13 protein-coding genes are annotated in these 18,491 nt (G+C 55.8%); 6 read left to right on the top strand and 7 right to left on the bottom strand.

Annotated elements, in window-relative coordinates:
* From RT613_RS03215 to RT613_RS03190, 6 genes are all read right to left on the bottom strand, one after another.
* Positions 1 to 399 (bottom strand): 5-oxoprolinase subunit PxpA (locus tag RT613_RS03215; protein WP_313612935.1); only part of this gene is annotated, 399 nt, incomplete at its 3' end.
* A 30-nt stretch (positions 400 to 429) separates the two neighbouring features.
* Positions 430 to 1,425 carry a biotin-dependent carboxyltransferase family protein gene (locus RT613_RS03210; protein ID WP_313612934.1) on the bottom strand — a complete coding sequence of 332 codons (996 nt, stop codon included), beginning with the start codon at positions 1,423 to 1,425 and terminating at the stop codon, positions 430 to 432.
* Entirely contained in the window at positions 1,422 to 2,129 is a 708-nt protein-coding gene (gene pxpB, locus RT613_RS03205) for a 5-oxoprolinase subunit PxpB (protein WP_313612933.1), read from the bottom strand. The genes RT613_RS03210 and pxpB overlap by 4 nt, the downstream gene beginning before the upstream one ends.
* Positions 2,126 to 2,554: an acetyl-CoA carboxylase gene (locus tag RT613_RS03200; protein WP_313612932.1), complete on the bottom strand. Its 429-nt coding sequence runs from the start codon at positions 2,552 to 2,554 to the stop codon at positions 2,126 to 2,128. Before RT613_RS03200 ends, pxpB begins: the two co-directional genes overlap by 4 nt.
* Positions 2,551 to 3,933: an acetyl-CoA carboxylase biotin carboxylase subunit gene (gene accC, locus RT613_RS03195; protein ID WP_313612930.1), complete on the bottom strand. Its 1,383-nt coding sequence runs from the start codon at positions 3,931 to 3,933 to the stop codon at positions 2,551 to 2,553. Before accC ends, RT613_RS03200 begins: the two co-directional genes overlap by 4 nt.
* Positions 3,930 to 4,370, bottom strand: a complete 441-nt coding sequence (locus RT613_RS03190; protein ID WP_313613064.1) for an acetyl-CoA carboxylase biotin carboxyl carrier protein subunit — start codon at positions 4,368 to 4,370, stop codon at positions 3,930 to 3,932. Before RT613_RS03190 ends, accC begins: the two co-directional genes overlap by 4 nt.
* Before the next feature lie 345 nt (positions 4,371 to 4,715).
* Here RT613_RS03190 and RT613_RS03185 point away from each other — a divergent pair, with 345 nt between their 5' ends.
* The 4 genes from RT613_RS03185 to RT613_RS03170 all read left to right on the top strand — a co-directional run bounded on the left by RT613_RS03185 (position 4,716) and on the right by RT613_RS03170 (position 12,858).
* The gene (locus RT613_RS03185) at positions 4,716 to 5,786 is read left to right on the top strand and encodes an HlyD family efflux transporter periplasmic adaptor subunit (protein ID WP_313612929.1); all 1,071 of its coding nucleotides are present in this window, start codon (positions 4,716 to 4,718) and stop codon (positions 5,784 to 5,786) included.
* A 10-nt stretch (positions 5,787 to 5,796) separates the two neighbouring features.
* Positions 5,797 to 8,595, top strand: coding sequence for a ribosome-associated ATPase/putative transporter RbbA (gene rbbA / locus RT613_RS03180; RefSeq protein ID WP_313612928.1), 2,799 nt, complete (start codon positions 5,797 to 5,799; stop codon positions 8,593 to 8,595).
* Positions 8,596 to 8,598: 3 nt separating this feature from the next.
* A complete protein-coding gene (locus RT613_RS03175; RefSeq protein ID WP_313612926.1) occupies positions 8,599 to 9,711 on the top strand; it encodes an ABC transporter permease in 1,113 nt (370 codons plus the stop codon).
* A 156-nt stretch (positions 9,712 to 9,867) separates the two neighbouring features.
* The gene (locus RT613_RS03170; protein ID WP_313612925.1) at positions 9,868 to 12,858 is read left to right on the top strand and encodes an autotransporter domain-containing protein; all 2,991 of its coding nucleotides are present in this window, start codon (positions 9,868 to 9,870) and stop codon (positions 12,856 to 12,858) included.
* A gap of 420 nt (positions 12,859 to 13,278) precedes the next feature.
* On the opposite strand, the gene RT613_RS03165 is transcribed toward RT613_RS03170, so the two are convergent.
* On the bottom strand, positions 13,279 to 16,068 hold the full coding sequence (locus RT613_RS03165) for a bifunctional aconitate hydratase 2/2-methylisocitrate dehydratase (protein ID WP_313612923.1): 2,790 nt from the start codon (positions 16,066 to 16,068) through the stop codon (positions 13,279 to 13,281).
* A 357-nt stretch (positions 16,069 to 16,425) separates the two neighbouring features.
* Here RT613_RS03165 and RT613_RS03160 point away from each other — a divergent pair, with 357 nt between their 5' ends.
* A complete protein-coding gene (locus RT613_RS03160) occupies positions 16,426 to 17,295 on the top strand; it encodes a MurR/RpiR family transcriptional regulator (protein ID WP_313612921.1) in 870 nt (289 codons plus the stop codon).
* Positions 17,296 to 17,364: 69 nt separating this feature from the next.
* Positions 17,365 to 18,477 (top strand): ABC transporter substrate-binding protein, encoded by a 1,113-nt coding sequence (locus RT613_RS03155; RefSeq protein ID WP_313612919.1) that lies wholly within the window; start codon positions 17,365 to 17,367, stop codon positions 18,475 to 18,477.
* Positions 18,478 to 18,491: the final 14 nt, after the last annotated feature.

Raw genomic sequence — 18,491 nt, 5'->3', positions numbered from 1 at the left:
AAAAATGGCATTCATCATCATGTCGGCAAGTGCCGGGTCACGGTTGACCATATTGCCCATTGCGGCATGGAAACTGAAATGGCCGACCTCGACGCCCTCGCTTTTCGCAATCGCGATCAATGCGCCAAGCTGGTAAAGCATCTGCTGGCGCAGTTCATCCGCCTGGAACGGCAATTCACGCCGGCCAAAACCCGCCCGGTCTGGCAGACCCGGATGCGCGCCAACTCCAACGCCATTTTGTTTGGCCAGACGCACCATGCGGCCCATCGTGTCGGGATCACCGCCGTGAAAACCACAGGCAATATTGGCGGATGAAACAAGCTTCATCATCGCCTCGTCGTCACACAAGCGGTAAGGGCCGAAACCTTCACCCATGTCGGAATTGAGATCGATCTTCATCCGGTCCTCCCTCTTGCTTCCGTTTTCGCCTTAAGCCATTGCATTCAGGGCACGTTTCACCATTTGGGTGGTCTGGCTGATGTCTTCGAGATAAGCGGCCACCGCCTTTTCAACCTTGCGGGCTTCCTCATGGCTGGAACGCACGAACCTGATCTTGCCACCGGCATGGGCCTGCCCCAGCCGCCAGAGATCGGCATCGATGACACCTGCAATTTTGGGATAACCACCGGCAGTATTGGCATCGCTCATCTGGATGATCGGCTCACCGCCCGGCGGAACCTGCACGACACCCGGAACCACGCCGTGGGAGCGCATTTCAACCACTTCGGTCGGCTTGATAGGATCGCCAGACAGCCGGTAACCGGTGCGGTCACTGCGCGAAGAAATCCGCCAGGTCTGGCTCCAGAAAGCGTCACCATCATCAGCGAAAAGATCATGTTCACCGGCTGGAATGGCCCGGACCTGCAACACGCCGTCAACAACAGGCGCAAAGATATCGGCCAAGGCCTCGGACGGCTCGACAACCGCCAAACCGGTTGCCGGCAATGGCAGAAGATCAGCCACGGAGCCTGCAACAAGGTGGTCACCCTTGGAAAGCGGCCTTCCCTCATTGCCACCGAAATTGCCACGCAATGCCGTGCTGCGAGAACCCATCAGCACTGGCACATCCAGGCCACCTGCAACCGCAATATAGGCACGTGCCAGTTTGGGCGGGTGGCGCAATTCCAGCACGTCGCCTTGCGCAGCGGCATGCGCGCACCATGGCAACAATGCCTTGCCATTCAAGAGACTGGCGCCACCGGCACCGGTCACTGCAAACACACAAGGCGCTGAAAAGCGCAGTTTGAACGGAAAGGTCTGCACTTCGATGGCAGCCGCATCTGCGGTGTTTCCAACCAGAAGATTGCCAATCTTGACCGCAAGCGGGTCCATCGCGCCACCGGCCGATACGCCAATGTCGCGGAAACCAGGGCGTCCAAGGTCCTGAACGGTATTAAACGGGCCCGTTTCGATAATCTCGATCATAGCTCTACCCTCGCCGGGATGAAGCGAACCGTGTCGCCAGGTGCCAGAAGGGCCGGAGTGGATGATGTCGGGTCAAACATCTGCAAATCCGCATAACCAATCGAGTTCCAGCCATTGGGGCCGGTCAACATGGCCACACCGGTCTGCATGCCGCCAATGGTCACACACCCCTTTTCCATCTTGATCGATGGCACGGTCTTCCGCGGCATGTAGATACGCGCATCAAGCCCATGCAGATAACCAAAACCCGGCGCACTGCCGAGTGCAAACACCCGGTAGGTTGCCTCATGATGAATGCGCACGACCTCACGGTCGCTCAGCCCTGAAAAATCACAAACAGCGGCCAGATCAGTGGCATAGTCGCCGCCGTAATGGACCGGGATTTCAACCGTCTTGCCCGAGAGATCGACACTTGTTGCGTTGTCCCAGGCATCCAGCAGACGGGCCACGATAAAATCCGGGTTTTCTGGCGTTTCCTTGAGGATCGTCAGAAGGTTGGTCATGCCGGGAATAACTTCCACAACATCGACCCAAGCGCTGACGGTTTGCGACAGCGCCCAGATCCAGCGCTGGGCGGGCAAATCAAAGGCGCCGGGCGCCTCAAGCAGAAAGGATCTTGAACCGATGAAAGACACTTTCGCCCGGCCTTTGACAACAGGCTGAACATCGTGGCGCGACACTGGGATGCTTGATGTAGCAATCATGATTGAAGCTCGAGTTCGAACAGGGGATCACCGTAACCAACCAACGCACCCTGCTCGACAAGTTGGCCAGTCAGCGAACCGGCGCGACCGGCCCGCACAGGAACAAGGACTTGGCTGATGCGGATGAAACCAATCACGTCATCGGCAACCACAACACGCGGATACCTGTCACCGTCGGCGACTACGGACGAATGCGACAGATGAAAATGACCGGCTATGGGCGCCTTCACCACAACGCGGGATGCCGCAGTCCTGGGCAAAACCGTTGTCTCAGAAGATGATTTCGCAGCATTGCCAGCCGCAAAAATGACAAGTCGCACCTCAGTATCGGGTGTGGAGATTTCCAGACCATCCACGCCGGCCGCCGTCAGCATATCCGTCAGGGCGGCAAGAGCATCAGGATCGGTAAAATCGAACCGGCTCATGCCGCTCTCCATGCTTTGAGCCAATGCTCGAGGTAATGAATATCCGTTTCGCCCTGCGCAAATGCCGCATCCTCGAACAGGGCGCGCAACAGCGGTAGATTGGTGGAAATGCCCTCGACACGTGTCTCAGCGAGCGCTTGCCGCATTTTGGCAATGGCTTCAGGCCGCGTCGGTGCGTGTACGATCAGCTTGGCAATGAGGGAGTCGTAATAGGGCGACACGCGGTAACCGGCATGAATATGTGTATCGAGCCGGATGCCCTCACCATGCGGCCAGGCGAGATCAGTCACCACACCCGCTGACGGCAAAAACGTATCGGGATCTTCGGCATTGATGCGGCATTCAAAGGAATGCCCCTCACAGATGACGTCATCCTGGCGCAGTTCCAGATATTTGCCCTGCGCCGCCTTGATCTGGGCCTGCACGATGTCGATGCCGCTCGTCATTTCCGTTACGGGATGTTCGACCTGCAGGCGGGTATTCATTTCGATGAAATAGAACTTGCCGTTTTCGTACAGGAACTCGAATGTTCCAACGCCGCGATAACCGATCTGCTGGCAGGCTTCGACACAGGCAAGGCCAACCGGTTGCATGATCTCGGCTGAAATCCCCGGTGCTGGTGCTTCCTCCACCACCTTTTGGTGGCGACGCTGCATGGAGCAGTCACGATGCCCAAGCCACACGGCATTGCCATGGGTGTCGCAAAGCACCTGAAGTTCGATATGGCGCGGATGCTGGAGAAACTTCTCCATGTAAAGCGCCGGATTGCCAAACGCCTGCCTGGCTTCTTCGCGTGTCAGGGTGATTGCCTCTTGCAGCGAAGCGGGTTCGTGTACAACCCGCATGCCGCGCCCACCGCCGCCACCGGCTGCCTTGATGATAACAGGATATCCAATCTCCTCGGCAATACCGGCAACCACGCCCGCATCGTCAGGAAGCGATGTATCAGGGCCGGGCACACAGGGCACGCCTGCGGCAATCATTGCCCGCTTGGCAGTAATCTTGTCACCCATCGTTGCAATGGATTGCGCATCAGGTCCGATAAAAACCAGACCCGCCTTTTCAACCGCATCTGAAAAGCTGGTGTTTTCGGACAGAAAACCATAACCGGGATGAACCGCACCGGTACCGGTCAGGCGCGCCGCCAACAGAATGGCATCCTTGTTAAGATAACTTCTTGTCGCATTGGCTGGACCAACACAAATGAAACTGTCCGCCGTTTCTCCATAGGATGCCTGCTTGTCGGCCTCGGAACAAATGGAAACCGTCTTCAGGCCCAGTTCACGGCAGGCGCGCTGAATACGTGCGGCAATCTCGCCGCGATTAGCAATCAAAACAGTGTCAAAAAGTTCAGTAGAGCCGGTAAAAACATCCGTCATGGCACGATCTCCGCCAACAGATCGTTGGTTTCAACCTCTCCGCCATCAATCTCAGTCACAAAACTGATGCGACCTGCACAGGGTGCGGGGATCTTGTTGAAAACCTTCATCGCTTCGATAATGAACAGTGTCTGCCCTTCTTCCACCGTATCGCCATTTTGAACAAAGGGTGGCTGGCCAGGTGCAGAGGCACGGTGGAGGACGCCAAAAATCGGTGCACGAACAGCCGTTCCTGATTTTTTGTTTTCAGTTGGCGAAACCTGCACATCAGGCAAAACGCTTTGCACACCGGCAACCGGTGTTGTGACTGTCGCGGCAGAGACCTCATTACCCGTCCGGAATATCCTGACGGTGACGTCTTTTTCCGTTACCTTAAGCTCGGTAACGTTTGATCGCCCGACAAAATCAATCAGCGCTTTTATCTTTGGCAGGTCCATGAGCATACTCGGCATTGTTCGACGCCGCTCAGCGATCCCCACAAAACACGGGCTCACCTTCGACTGAACTAGACGTAGCATGCTGCTGCTTTGATGGGGTCAGAAGAACTTTTGATATAGCTTCGTTGTGCCGCACTTTTCCCTGCCGTGATGATCGACGGAGCAGCATTCAGTGAAGGCCAAGAGTTGGCAGGGACACGACATGATGATGTGCGACTTGCTGTCTCAGACCCCACATTTTCTATGGCGTGGCACCACCAGCGGTTTGACATGCCTTTCAAGACGGTATTCATTTCTTCAACTCTAAATGCATAGTTTCGGCAACGAAAAATCGGATTAAGTGTAATGTTCAAATCTGCAAAAGGTTGGGTATTGGGCGTGATCGCAGTGATTGCAATTGGCGTCGGATATTACGCATGGACCGTATTGCGCGGTAACAGCCTGCCCGCCGGCTTCGTTGCCAGCAACGGCCGCATAGAAGCCGTCGAGATTGACATATCCACCAAAACCGCCGGACGGCTTAAGGACCTAATGGTTCGTGAGGGCGAATTTGTCAAAGCAGGTCAAGCGCTTGCACAAATGGACACAGCCCAGCTTGAGGCCAGCAAACGTCAGGCAGAAGCGCAGCTCCGCCGGGCACAAATATCGGTTGATACGGCTCATAGCCTGGTTGCCCAGCGTGAAGCGGAGAAGAAATCGGCCTTAGCCGTCATCGAACAGCGCAAGGCTCAGCTCGACTCGGCCGTCAAGACAAACGCCCGTTCACGGCAGCTTTTGAGCAACAACACCGTGTCACAACAGGTGGTTGATGACAGCGAGGCCGCAGAACAGGGTGCCCGTGCCACACTTGCCGCTGCAGAAGCGTCGCTTGCTGCCTCAGATGCCGCAATCAATGCCGCCAAAGCCCAGGTCGTCGATGCCGAAGCCGCCGTTGATGCCGCGAAAGCCCAGATCGACAGTATTGAAACCGATATTACCGACAGCACGCTGACGGCACCGCGTGATGGCAGGATCCAGTATCGCATCGCACAGCCGGGAGAGGTCCTTTCGTCCGGTGGCCGGGTTCTGAACCTCGTCGATCTTGGCGATGTGTATATGACTTTCTTCCTGCCAACCGCAGAGGCAGGCCGCACCTCCATCGGTTCGGATGTTCGTCTGGTGTTGGATGCCGCACCACAATTGACCATACCGGCTCAGGTTTCCTTCGTTGCCGATGTGGCGCAATTCACGCCGAAAACAGTGGAAACTGAAGAAGAGCGCCAGAAACTGACCTTCAGGGTTCGCGCTCAAATTCCACAGGAACTGCTGCAAAAGTACATTCAATACGTCAAAACCGGCTTGCCCGGCATGGCGTATGTTCGGCTCGATCCGCAAGCGGAATGGCCGGAAAACATCGAAAAGAACCTTGTAAAATAACGGTGCCAGTATGACCGAGGCTGACACACACAAGGATGATGCAGGCAACTGCCAGAACGCCGTTGTCCGGCTTCAACAAGTGACACTCGCATACAAGAAAACAATCGCTCTCAGCGATGTGTCGCTGGACATTCCTTCGGGCTGCATGGTGGGGATGATTGGCCCTGACGGGGTGGGAAAATCCAGCCTTCTGTCGCTGGTTTCTGGCGCGCGTGCCGTACAGAAGGGAAAAGTCGAGGTTCTGGGTGGCGATATGTCTGACGCCCAGCATCGTGATGATACCTGCCCCCGTATTGCCTATATGCCGCAGGGGCTGGGCAAGAATCTTTATCCCACCCTTTCCGTGTTCGAGAATGTCGATTTTTTCGGACGTCTGTTCGGACAGGACAGGCAGGAACGGGAAAGCCGTATTCGGGAGTTGCTTGACAGCACCGGTCTTGGCCCCTTTGCGGATCGACCGGCCGCCAAGCTTTCAGGCGGCATGAAACAGAAGCTCGGTCTTTGCTGCGCCCTGATCCATGACCCTGACCTGCTTATTCTCGATGAACCGACAACCGGCGTAGACCCCTTGTCGCGTCGCCAGTTTTGGGAGCTGATTGATGCCATCCGCATCGGGCGTCCCGGCATGAGCGTCATTGTCGCCACCGCCTATATGGAAGAGGCAGCCGGCTTTGACTGGCTTGTCGCGATGAATGCCGGCAAAATCCTTGACACCGGCACGCCGGCGCAATTGCTGGCGCGCACAGGCACCGATAATCTCGATGCCGCCTTTATCGCCATGTTGCCCGAGGCAGAGCGCAAAAGCCATGTGGATGTGGTCATTCCTCCACGAGACGAAAGCGGCCCTCAGGAATACGCCATTGAGGCGAGCCATCTGAGCATGCGTTTTGGCAGTTTCACCGCCGTCGACAATGTCAGCTTCCAGATACCGCGCGGCGAGATCTTCGGTTTTCTCGGTTCCAACGGCTGCGGCAAATCAACGACAATGAAAATGCTGACAGGCCTTCTGGCTGCCAGTGAAGGTGAAGCAAAACTTTTCGGTCGTAAGGTCGATGCCAGTGACATGGCGGTGCGCCGCCGCGTTGGCTACATGAGCCAGGCCTTTTCGCTCTATAGCGAACTGACGGTTCGTCAAAACCTTGATCTGCATGCGCGTCTTTTCAAACTGCCCGAAGACACGATCGCCGCCCGCATTGAGGAAATGGCCAAACATTTCACGCTGCAAGAGGTGATGGATACCCTGCCCGACGGCTTGCCGCTTGGCATCCGCCAACGCCTGTCACTGGCCGTGGCGATGATCCACTCACCGGATGTGCTCATTCTGGACGAGCCGACGTCGGGCGTTGACCCGATTGCCCGCGATGCGTTTTGGGAAATTCTGGTTGGCCTGTCGCGCAAGGACAATGTCACCATCTTCATCTCCACGCATTTCATGAATGAAGCGGAACGTTGTGACCGCATTTCGCTGATGCATGCCGGCAAGGTACTGATCAGTGACACACCGGCAGCCATTGCCAAAAGCCGCAATTCTCCCACGCTGGAAGATGCGTTTATCGCCTATCTTGAAGAAGCCTCCGGCATCTCGCCATCGGACAAGACAGATAAGACAAAAACCTCTCAAACCGCTGATATCACCAAACTTGCCGCGGCCAGCCATCCGCAAAAGACGAGCAGAAAACGCTTTTTCGATTTCAGGCGCATGTTCAGCTACACACGACGAGAAGCGCTGGAACTGCAGCGCGATCCCATTCGTGCCACGCTTGCGGTGCTGGGCAGCGTCATCCTGATGTTTGTCATCGGTTATGGCATCAACATGGATGTGGAAGACCTGACCTTTTCCGTACTCGACCGGGACGATACCACCATAAGCAGGGATTATGTCCTCGACATTGCCGGCTCTCGCTACTTCATCGAAAAAGAACCCATTCGCGACTATGCCGACATGGACAAGCGAATGCGGGATGGCGAGATAAGTCTCGCCATTGAAATTCCGCCGGGCTTTGGACGCAAGGTTCAGCGCGGTGACAGCGTCGAGATTGGCGCCTGGATCGACGGTGCCATGCCACAACGGGCCGAAACGGTCAGCGGTTATGTGCAGGGCATGCATGCCAACTGGCTGACCCGCAAGGCCCGCGAACTTTACGGATCACAGGCAACACAGGGCACGTTCTCAATCGAAACGCGGTTCAGATACAATCCTGATGTCAAAAGCCTCGTTGCCATGGTGCCTGCGGTTATTCCGCTGCTGCTGATGCTGATCCCCGCCATGCTGGCAGCGCTCAGCGTCGTCCGAGAAAAGGAGCTCGGCTCCATCATCAACCTTTACGTCACACCTGTCACCCGGCTCGAATTCCTGTTTGGCAAACAGATACCCTACATCGTTCTGGGTGTTATGAACTTCCTGCTGCTGGTTGCTTTCGCAACGCTGATCTTCCGTGTTCCCCTCACCGGCAGTTTTATTGCCTATACGACTGCGGCACTGCTTTATGTGATCATTGCCACCTCGATTGGCATCTTCATGTCCACCTTCATGTCGAGCCAGATCGCTGCAATCTTCGGAACGGCCCTGCTGACACTTATCCCGGCCACACAATATTCCGGCATGACGGACCCGGTTTCTTCGCTGCAGGGTGCTGGCGCCTTCATTGGCGAGATTTATCCGACCACCTATTTCATGACGATCTCGCGTGGGGCGTTTTCAAAGGCGCTGGATTTTGCAGGCCTTGCCGGGTCCTTCATCCCGCTACTGATCGCCATTCCCATCCTTGCGACACTGGGTGCCGTGCTTCTCAAGAAGCAGGAGAACTGAGCCATGTTCTCATCCAACATCTTCCAGCTTGGTTTGAAGGAACTGCGCGGTCTTGCGCGTGACCCCATGCTGGTATTGTTGATCCTCTATGCCTTCAGCCTGCAGATTTATACTGGCTCGAGCGCACTGCCGGAAACACTCAACAATGCCGCCATTGCCATTGTCGATGAAGACCAGTCTCCTCTTTCCGGTCGCATCAGCACCGCCTTTACACCGCCCTACTTCGTGCCACCCAAACAGATCGACATCAGCGAGATGGATCGCAGAATGGATGCGGGGCTAGATACATTTGCCCTGAACATTCCGCCGGACTTTCAGCGCCACGTCCTGGCCAACCAGCATCCCACCATTCAGCTCAATGTCGACGCCACGCGCATGAGCCAGGCCTTTAGCGGCAGCAGCTATATCCAGTCGATCGTATCAAGCGAAGTCAGCGAGTTTCTGGAACGCTATCGTGGCCAAAGCAACGTGCCGGTTGATCTTACACTTCGCGCACGTTTCAACCCGTCACTGGACAAATCTTGGTTCGGCTCGATCAACAACATCATCACCTCGATCACCATGTTGTCGATCATTCTGACCGGTGCAGCATTGATCCGCGAACGTGAGCACGGAACGGTCGAACATCTGCTGGTCATGCCGGTAACGCCAACCGAAATCATGCTCAGCAAGATCTGGTCGATGGGCCTTGTCGTGTTGCTGGCAGCGACCTTTGCACTGTTCGGCGTTGTGAAAGGGCTGCTTGGTGTGCCGATTGAAGGCTCTCCCGCCATCTTCCTGATCGGTACGGCACTGTTTTTGTTTGCCACAACATCCATGGGCATCTTCCTGGCCACCGTTGCCGGCTCCATGCCGCAATTCGGCCTGCTATTGATCCTTGTGCTATTGCCGCTACAGGTTCTGTCCGGCGCGATGACGCCGCGTGAAAGCATGCCCGACATCATTCAATACATCATGCTTCTGGCCCCCAACACGCATTTCGTCATTCTTGCGCAGGCCGTGCTTTTCCGCGGGGCATCCCTTGATGTCGTCTGGCCTCAACTTCTCGCACTGCTCATCATCGCCGTTGTTCTGTTCATGCTGGCACTGCGACGGTTCAGAAGTTTCCTCAGATAGGCCTAGCCCCCCATTTCGTGGGTGTTTGAAAGCTCTGCACTGCAGGCTCCGGCGCTGTGCGTCCGTTGACAGTTAAGTTTCCATTAACCATGCTTCGGTAAGGAATCATTATCTATCCGCCGATGTATGGCGGCGCTCGTTGGCATCGGTCGCTAAATGACACATGAACTGCTTCCGGTATTTTCTCGACGCCTTGGTCTTTTCACTGCATTGGCCTCACTCGCCATTATCGCGCCCGCTTTTGCCCAGTCCGTCTGGACTGGCGACACCAACAATGAATTCAGCGACGGAACCAACTGGGACCCTGGCCTGCCGGGTGCCAACGATGCTGCAACGGTTGATGACGGTTCACCGCAGGTCACAAACAATGCCACCATTGGCCAGCTTGGTGTCAATGGCGGCAACGTCACCATCACCAACACCGGCACATTGACGGTCATCAATGGCACGACGCTGACCTCGGGCAGCATCGGCATCAATGCAGATGGCATTTTAAATTCCGATGTCAGTCTCGATGGTGGTAACCTGTTTATTGACGGCACACTGAACGGCAAGCTGACGCTCAATGCCGGGGGCGTTGCCGTAAACGGAACGCTGGGCAGCGCGACCGTCGGGGCAACGACATCACTTTCCAACAATGGAACGGTCGGCAACGTAACCGTTGAAACCGACGGCACATTCACCAACAACACAACAGGTGTTGCCGGTGCACTCACCAATGCCGGCACCGCCTCCAATTCGGGCACAATCGCCTCACTGACCAACACGGGCGGCGAGTTTACCAACAACAGTGATGGCAAGATTACCGGGAAAACCATCGTTTCCGCCGGCAAGGTGACCAACAATTTCGAAATGACAGATGCCGACGTCGCTGCAGCTGCCATTTTCGTCAACAATAATGGTGCCACCGCCGGCCATGCGCGAAACTCCGGCACCACGACAAACAACGGCACCATCGCGTCACTTCAAAACGATGCTGGCACCTTTACCAACAACTTCGGTGGCGTTGTCAGTGGAGCGACCAATATCTCTGGCGGCACGGTCACCAACAATGCGACCATGCAGGATGTCAATGTCGGTGCCAACGGCACCTTCACCAACGCCACGGATGGTGTTGCAGGCGCGGTCACCAATGCGGGCAACAACACATCGAACTCAGGTGAAATTGCCTCGCTGACCAACACTGCAGGCGAATTCGTCAACAATTCGGGCGGCACGATCCTGGGGCTCACCACCGTTTCTGGCGGCAGGGTTATCAACAATTTCGAGATCACCGACGCAGATGTTGCGGCAGCCGCTGAGTTCGTCAACAATTCTGACGGTATTGCTGGAAACATCAGAAATTCCGGCACCGTTACCAATGCCGGTGAGATCGCGTCGCTGCAAAACGGCGCCGGGTCCTTCACCAACAATGGTGGCGGTGTCGTGAGCGGCACCACAATGATCAATGGCGGCACCGTCACCAACAATGCGCAGCTCGCCAATGTCGATATTGGCAGCGTAGGCACCTTCACCAACAACAGTGCGGGAACAGCAGGTGCCGTCACCAATGCCGGAACGGCCTCCAATGATGGAACAATCGCCTCACTGTTGAACAACGCCGGGTCTTTCTCCAACACTGGCACGATCAGCGGAGCGGCAATCGTCACGGGCGGTGAACTGGTCAATGAGGGAACCGTCATCGGCACCATTGATGTCTTCGATGGCGGTTTGTTGTCCGGCAGCGGCGTGTCAGGCGGGCTGACGATTGGCAATGGCGGAACGCTTTCACCCGGCCCTGGCATTCAGACGCTGGCCGTCAATGGAAATCTGACATTTGGCAGCGGCTCCACCTATCAGGTGGATATCACGTCCACCGGACTTTCCGATCTGGTTAATACATCTGGTCAGCTGACCATAGCAGGAGGAAGCACACTCGACATTCGTGCCGCAAGCAGCACTTACGGCCTCTCAACGAGTTACACGATCCTGACGGCGGGCAGCATTGTCGGCGAATTCGACACCGTTACCAGTGATTTCGCATTCCTGACGGCAACACCGATCTACAATTCGACCACCGTCGATCTTACCCTCGACCGTAACAATGTCCGCTTTGCCAATGTCGCGCTCAGCAAAAATGACCGGACAACTGCCGCCATCATTGAAGACCTCGGCGCAACCAACACGCTTTTCCAGTCTGTGTTGTCACTGAACACCCCGACTGCAGAAAGCGCATTCTCACAGCTGAATGGCGAAGTGCACGCCTCACTGAAAACTGCCCTGTTGTGGGGGAGCCAGTTTCCGCGCGACGCAATCATCGACCAGACGAATTCTATCGTCGAAACGCATTCTACCTATTCAGGTGGCGCGTCGTTCTGGGCATCTGGCATCTTTGCGCAAAGCAATTTCTCGAACGATGGAACGGCGCGTGACCTCGACACCCGTCTGACCGGTTCGATATTTGGTGCTGATCTGCCCGTGTCGGATCAGTGGCGCCTCGGCGGCATTCTCGGATACAGCTATCTCTCGGCTCAGCCTCAAGCCACCGCAGACTCCTATTATGCGGGTCTTTATGCAGCCGGTGATTTTGGCCCGCTCAATTTCCTTGGTGGTGCGATCTACACCCGAAATGACATTTCAACGCAGCGCGATATTTCCTTTGGTGTGTTTTCTGATCAGCTTCTCGCCGATTACGCCAGCGATACCGCCCAGGTCTTTGGTGATATCTCCTGGACCATGGAGTTGAACGACATCAAGCTGCAGCCTTTTGCAAATCTTGCCTATATCCATCTCGATACGGATGATTTCCGGGAGGATGGTGGTGCCGCTGCACTCACCGTCACCAACAAATCGAATAATCTGACCCTATCGACCATCGGCATGCGCTGGGCTGCAAACCTGCCGACGGATATGCCGGTGGTTGCCTCCGGTATGATTGGATGGCGCCATGCTGCCGGCGATATCACACCAATGTCTCTGTTTGCCTTTGATGGCAGCTCGCCCTTCATTCTGGAGGGTGTCACCATGCCGCGCGACAGCCTTGTGGTGAAAGCCGGAATAAGTGCCAAACTCTCCAAGTCTGCACGCCTGACGCTGACTTATGCCGGGGAATTTGCCAGCGACTTCAAATCCAATGCAGCCCAAGCCAATCTGTTGGTGAGTTTCTAAAACCAGCTCTAGTTAGCTGGATGTCGGGAGACATCAGGCACTTTCAGCTGTCATTGCCTAACTCGTGCCCATCTTGTTGTGGTTCGACCTTGTTTATCCGGTTTTCCCGACCGCATTTTTGATATTTCTCTATGATGTCTGGGCACTTGTGGTCACCTCATCAAGATATCTGCAAGCGCATGATCAGGATCAGCTGCTTTTTCTGAGACTCCGGTCGCTGTTTGCCTTGGAAAACTGGCCGATCAGCCAGCGTAACACGCCAAATTTCAGCGAACTCAATATCTCAAAGGATAAGCGGACATAGTTTCATGTGAAGAGGGCTGGGCATCATAAGTCGTCCGGCACCAAACGCACGATATCCAAACAAAAACGCCCCCGAATGCGATGCACTCGGGGGCGTAAGCTCACAAGGTGAGAAACTTAGTAGTGAACCGACAGCGAATCGATCGGTGTGGTCTTTGGCGGAGCGAACTTGGTCAGGTCGATGCCATCAACGGCGGAGCGGTATTCTTCAATGCTTGGCGTACGGCCAAGAATTGCCGACAGAACCACAACCGGGGTCGAAGCAAGCAGCGATTCACCCTTCTTCTCGGCGGTGTCTTCCACCACGCGGCCCTGGAACAGACGGGTCGAGGTTGCAAGAACCGTGTCACCCTTTTCAGCCTTTTCCTGGTTACCCATGCAAAGGTTGCAGCCTGGGCGCTCGAGATACAGGATGTTTTCGTATTCGGTACGGTTCGACGTTTTCGGCTTCAGGTCATCGAACTCGAAACCGGAATACTTCTGCAGGATTTCCCAGTCGCCTTCAGCCTTCAACTCATCAATGATGTTGTAGGTTGGCGCTGCAACCACCAGAGGAGCCTTGAACTCGACCTTGCCTTCGGCTTTCTCGATGTTTTTCAGCATCTGGGCCACGATCTTCATGTCGCCCTTGTGCACCATGCACGAACCCACGAAACCAAGATCAACCTTTTTGGTGCCACCGTAGTAGGAAACCGGACGGATCGTGTCATGCGTGTAGCGACGGGAAACGTCGGCATTGTTAACGTCAGGGTCGGCGATCATCGGTTCGTTGATGATATCGAGATCGACGACGACCTCGGCAAAATACTTCGCGTTGGCGTCAGGCGCCAGTGCTGGCTTTTCACCGGAGCGGATTTCGGCAATGCGCTGGTCAGCCTTGGCAATCAGGCCCTTCAGTGTACCGACAGCATTATCCATGCCCTTATCGATCATGATCTGGATACGCGACTTGGCGATTTCCAGCGACTCGATCAGCGTGTCATCCTGCGAAATACAGATCGACGCCTTGGCCTTCATTTCGGCCGTCCAGTCGGTAAAGGTAAAGGCCTGGTCGGCGAGCAGCGTGCCGATATGGACTTCGATGATACGACCCTGGAAAACGTTATCGCCGTGCTGCTTGAGCATCTGTGCCTGTGTGGCATGAACGACGTCACGGAAGTCCATGTAAGGCTGCATCGTGCCCTTGAAGGTCACCTTGACCGACTGCGGGATCGGCATGGTTGCTTCGCCGGTTGCCAGCGCCAGCGCCACGGTGCCGCTATCGGCACCAAAGGCAACGCCCTTGGACATACGGGTGTGGCTGTCGCCGCCGATAATGATCGCCCAGTCATCCACGGTGATGTCGTTCAGCACCTTGTGGATCACGTCCGTCATCGAGTGGTAAACGCCCTTCGGGTCACGCGCGGTGATAACACCGAAGTTGTTCATGAAGGACATCAGCTTTGGAATGTTCGCCTGAGCCTTCTTGTCCCAAACCGATGCCGTGTGACAACCGGACTGGTAGGCGCCGTCAACCAGCGGCGAAATGACGGTGGCCGCCATCGCCTCAAGTTCCTGCGCGGTCATCAGGCCTGTCGTGTCCTGCGAACCAACAATGTTCACGGTCACGCGAACGTCAGAACCCGCATGCAGAACCTTGCCCGGCGTCACGCCAACGGCGTTGCGATTGAAGATCTTTTCAACAGCTGTCAGGCCCTGACCATCGATGGAAATTTCCTTGTTTGGTGCAAAAACCGGAGTTGCTTCAACGCCAAGGGTCTGTGCAGCAAATGTCTGGAGCTTCTTGCCGAAGACGATAGCGTAGGAGCTGCCCGCCTTCATGAATTCCATCTTCTGCGGTGTGAAGGCCGCAGCAACGTCAACAAGCTCATTGCCGCTTTCGTCGCGCAGCTTCTTGTTCTTGGCGTCGATCTTCAAAACAGTGCCGGTTTCAACCGAGAACTTCTGTTCCAGGATCGGGTTACCGTCATTGTTGAGGATCGGCTTGCCGTCGTCGCCGGTCTTTTTGGTCCAGTTCTTCAGGTTAATGCCAATACCGCCAGTCACATCAACGGTGGTCGCGAAAATTGGCGAGATACCGTTGGTACCAGCAACGATCGGCGCAAAGTTGACGAAAGGCACGTAAGGGCTGGCCTGCTTGCCGGTCCACAGCGCCACGTTGTTCACACCCGACATACGCGAGGAACCAACACCCATGGTGCCCTTTTCGGCGATCATCATCACCCGCTTGTCCGGGTGCTGCTTCTGAAGCGCAACAATTTCCTGCTGCGCTTCCGGCGTGATCATACACTGACCATGAAGCTGGCGGTCGGAACGCGAGTGTGCCTGGTTGCCCGGCGACAGAAGGTCGGTCGAGATATCGCCTTCGGCAGCGATGAAGGTAACGACCTTGATTTCATCTTCCACATCTGGAAGCTTGGTGAAGAATTCTGCCTTGGCGTAGCTTTCCAGCACGTCCTTCGCCACAGCATTGCCAGCCTTGTACGCATCGCGCAGGCGGAACATGTCGGCGTCATAAAGGAAGACCTGTGTCTTCAGCACGTCACCGGCCTTGGCAGCGATTGCGGCATCATCACCAAGCGCGATGTCAAGCAGCACTTCAACCGAAGGACCACCCTTCATGTGCGACAGCAGCTCAAGAGCAAAGGTCGGTGTGATTTCCGGAACAATGGCCTGACCGAGGATGATTTCCTTCAGGAACGCAGCCTTGACGCCAGCTGCACTGGTGGTGCCCGGCAGCGTATTGTAGATGAAGAATTTCAGGGCATCCGCGCGGTGTTCGCTACCGGAATCCTTGATCAGCGCAATGATCTCACCAACAAGGGCACCGTCATCAATCGGCTTGGGAGCGAGCCCTTGAGTTTCTCTGCTTTTGATCTCAGCCAGGTAATCCAAATAAAGGTTCATCCTAATCCCAACGTCATGATGTGTATGGCGCTGAAACGCAGCCGCCATCTAACAGTATTGTTAATCGGCCCAAGGGGCGTGCTGTTTTCGAGTACGTCAACCAGGGCCGACTTGCAAGATATCGTATTTCAGTAAAAAAATATTACTTCGTAATCAGAGTTGACTGTTTAAAAATGGTCACACACGGGAAAGCCGGGTCAAGGCTGCTGAAAGCATCAACATCGACCTTTTCGGCTATTTCTCCGGATTGGCAGCCCGGTCGTGATCAATTCAGTTCTTCGCCACTGGCCATCGGGGTGCTTTTACGCCTATGACCTGTTAGCCCGACCACAACGTGAAAGCCGGATGTAAGCTGCCATGTCGAAAAATAAGGTTCAGTTGCCGCTGATTGAACGTGTCCAGGCGGTTGCCACAGATCTGACCGGCACCGAGCAGAAACTGATCTCCGAACTGCTGAAAGCCCCGCGTGACATCGCCATTGGCACCTCAAATGAATTCGCCGCACGGCTTGGCGTTCATGAAGCCACAACCTCACGACTGGCCCGCAAGCTCGGCTTCTCGTCCTACTCGGAATTTCGCGACGAGCTGCGCCGCGAGTTCTTGAAAGTTGCTGACCCGGCTGAGCGGATTTCCGCGACGCTGAGTGACGCCAAGACACAAGGTTTTCTGCCGCTACTTGTGGCAAGTGAACTTGCCGCTTTAACGGCGATGACCGATCACGTCACCGATGCCCGCATTCTGGAGGCAGCCGAAAAACTCGATTGTCCCCGTGTCTTCATTTACGGTCACGGCAATGCCGAGGCACTGGCCGTATTGATGGAGAGGCGCCTGCGGCGGCTTGGCATCGACAGCCATCCCCTTTCGGGCAGCCCGCGCGATCTTGCCGAGCAGATCCTGACCCTGTCTGCCAAGGACGCCCTGTTGCTGTTCGCTTTCCGCAGGCAACCGCCCGATTATACCAGGCTGATGGAGGTTGCGGCCAATGTTGGCGCGTCAACCGTCGTCATATCAGGCACGGTTGGCCCCTCGCTGACACCGCGTCCCGATGTTCTGCTGTCTGCGCCGAGGGCGGGCATGCCGGACAGCTTTCAAACACTCACCGTGCCGATGGCCATCTGCAATGCCATCAACCTCGCATTGGCGGCGCGACGCGGCGACCAGGCTCTGTCGCAGCTCGACCGGCTGGGGGAGTTGATTGCAAAATTTGAGACCAACTCTGCAAGATAACTTGCACGTCATAAAACTGTAGCAAGATCACTCTACATTGGCTATAACACTCAGCAAGAGGAGACGCCCATGTACAAAATCATTGCATCGTTTTGCGCACTTGCGCTGGCGACGTCAGCCCATGCCCAGAATCTCGACACGCAGTCGGCAGCAGAATTGCTGCCGCAGGCACAACAGGAAGGCAAAGTTATCGTCTATGCCTTCACCAGCCGCATTGCTCGCGTTGAAAAGGCTTTTGAAGCCGCTTATCCCGGCATCGACATGGTCACCATCGACATGTCGTCCACCGAACAGATTGCCCGCATCAAAAGCGAAGCGCAGGCCAACCTTCCCGGCGCCGATGTCATCTATATTTCCGATGCACCCGTCGTTCTGACCGAGCTTGTTGCCAACAATCTCGTTGTCCCTTACGTGCCGCCACGCGTTGCCGGCGTTGTCGCCGAGCAGTTCAAGACACCACTGCTTGCCCAGCGCCTTTCGACAAAGGTGCTGATGTATAATGAAGAGGCCAATCCAAACGGCTCGCCTGTCAAGAACCTGTGGGACCTGACCAAGCCGGAATGGAAAGGTCGCGTCATCATGGTCGACCCGCTGCAGCGCGGCGACTATCTCGATCTGATGACTGAAATCGTCCTCAAGTCCGACGAGATGGCCACCGCCTATGAGGCAGCATTCGGCAAGCCGATCGCACTGAGCAACGGCAATGAAAATGCCGGAGAGCAATTCATCACGGACCTGTTTGCCAATGATCTCGTGCTCGTTGGCTCCACCGATGAGGTCAACAAGGCTGTCGGCGCCAAGGGTCAGCAAAACCCGCCCATTGGTTTCACCAGCTATTCGGACCGCCGCGACAACGAGGATAAAGGTTGGGCTTTGCAGGTTGCCAATGACGTGACGCCGTCCAACGGCATCGTTTTTCCGGCATTCCTCGCCCTCAACCCGAAACCGGCCAGCCCTGCCGCTGCACGTCTCGCCATCGATTTCCTGATGGGTGATGACAGTGAAACCGGTGGTGAAGGCTTCAAGCCTTTCTACGTGGCCGGTGACTGGCCGACCCGCACCGACATTACACCGCACAAGGATGCCATTGCTCTGGCGGACTTCAAGGGATGGCAGATTGCTCCGGCCGATACTGCGAAAATTCGTGCCCAGGTGGCCGATTTCATCCTCGCCCTGCAATAATTGCCAAACAGGAG

The organism is Agrobacterium sp., from assembly GCF_032092815.1.
Taxonomy (GTDB): domain Bacteria; phylum Pseudomonadota; class Alphaproteobacteria; order Rhizobiales; family Rhizobiaceae; genus Agrobacterium.
Note: the sequence above shows the minus strand (reverse complement) of the source record. Positions and strands in the feature narration are given on the sequence as shown.

Bases quoted from the DNA above. Each gene is read 5' to 3' on its own strand.
- RT613_RS03165 (WP_313612923.1), bottom strand. From the start codon at position 16,068: ATGAACCTTTATTTGGATTACCTGGCTGAGATCAAAAGCAGAGAAACT.
- RT613_RS03190 (WP_313613064.1), bottom strand. From the start codon at position 4,370: ATGGACCTGCCAAAGATAAAAGCGCTGATTGATTTTGTCGGGCGATCA.
- RT613_RS03175 (WP_313612926.1), top strand. From the start codon at position 8,599: ATGTTCTCATCCAACATCTTCCAGCTTGGTTTGAAGGAACTGCGCGGT.
- RT613_RS03160 (WP_313612921.1), top strand. From the start codon at position 16,426: ATGTCGAAAAATAAGGTTCAGTTGCCGCTGATTGAACGTGTCCAGGCG.
- RT613_RS03185 (WP_313612929.1), top strand. From the start codon at position 4,716: ATGTTCAAATCTGCAAAAGGTTGGGTATTGGGCGTGATCGCAGTGATT.
- RT613_RS03200 (WP_313612932.1), bottom strand. From the start codon at position 2,554: ATGAGCCGGTTCGATTTTACCGATCCTGATGCTCTTGCCGCCCTGACG.
- RT613_RS03155 (WP_313612919.1), top strand. From the start codon at position 17,365: ATGTACAAAATCATTGCATCGTTTTGCGCACTTGCGCTGGCGACGTCA.
- RT613_RS03170 (WP_313612925.1), top strand. From the start codon at position 9,868: ATGACACATGAACTGCTTCCGGTATTTTCTCGACGCCTTGGTCTTTTC.
- rbbA (WP_313612928.1), top strand. From the start codon at position 5,797: ATGACCGAGGCTGACACACACAAGGATGATGCAGGCAACTGCCAGAAC.
- accC (WP_313612930.1), bottom strand. From the start codon at position 3,933: ATGACGGATGTTTTTACCGGCTCTACTGAACTTTTTGACACTGTTTTG.
- RT613_RS03210 (WP_313612934.1), bottom strand. From the start codon at position 1,425: ATGATCGAGATTATCGAAACGGGCCCGTTTAATACCGTTCAGGACCTT.
- pxpB (WP_313612933.1), bottom strand. From the start codon at position 2,129: ATGATTGCTACATCAAGCATCCCAGTGTCGCGCCACGATGTTCAGCCT.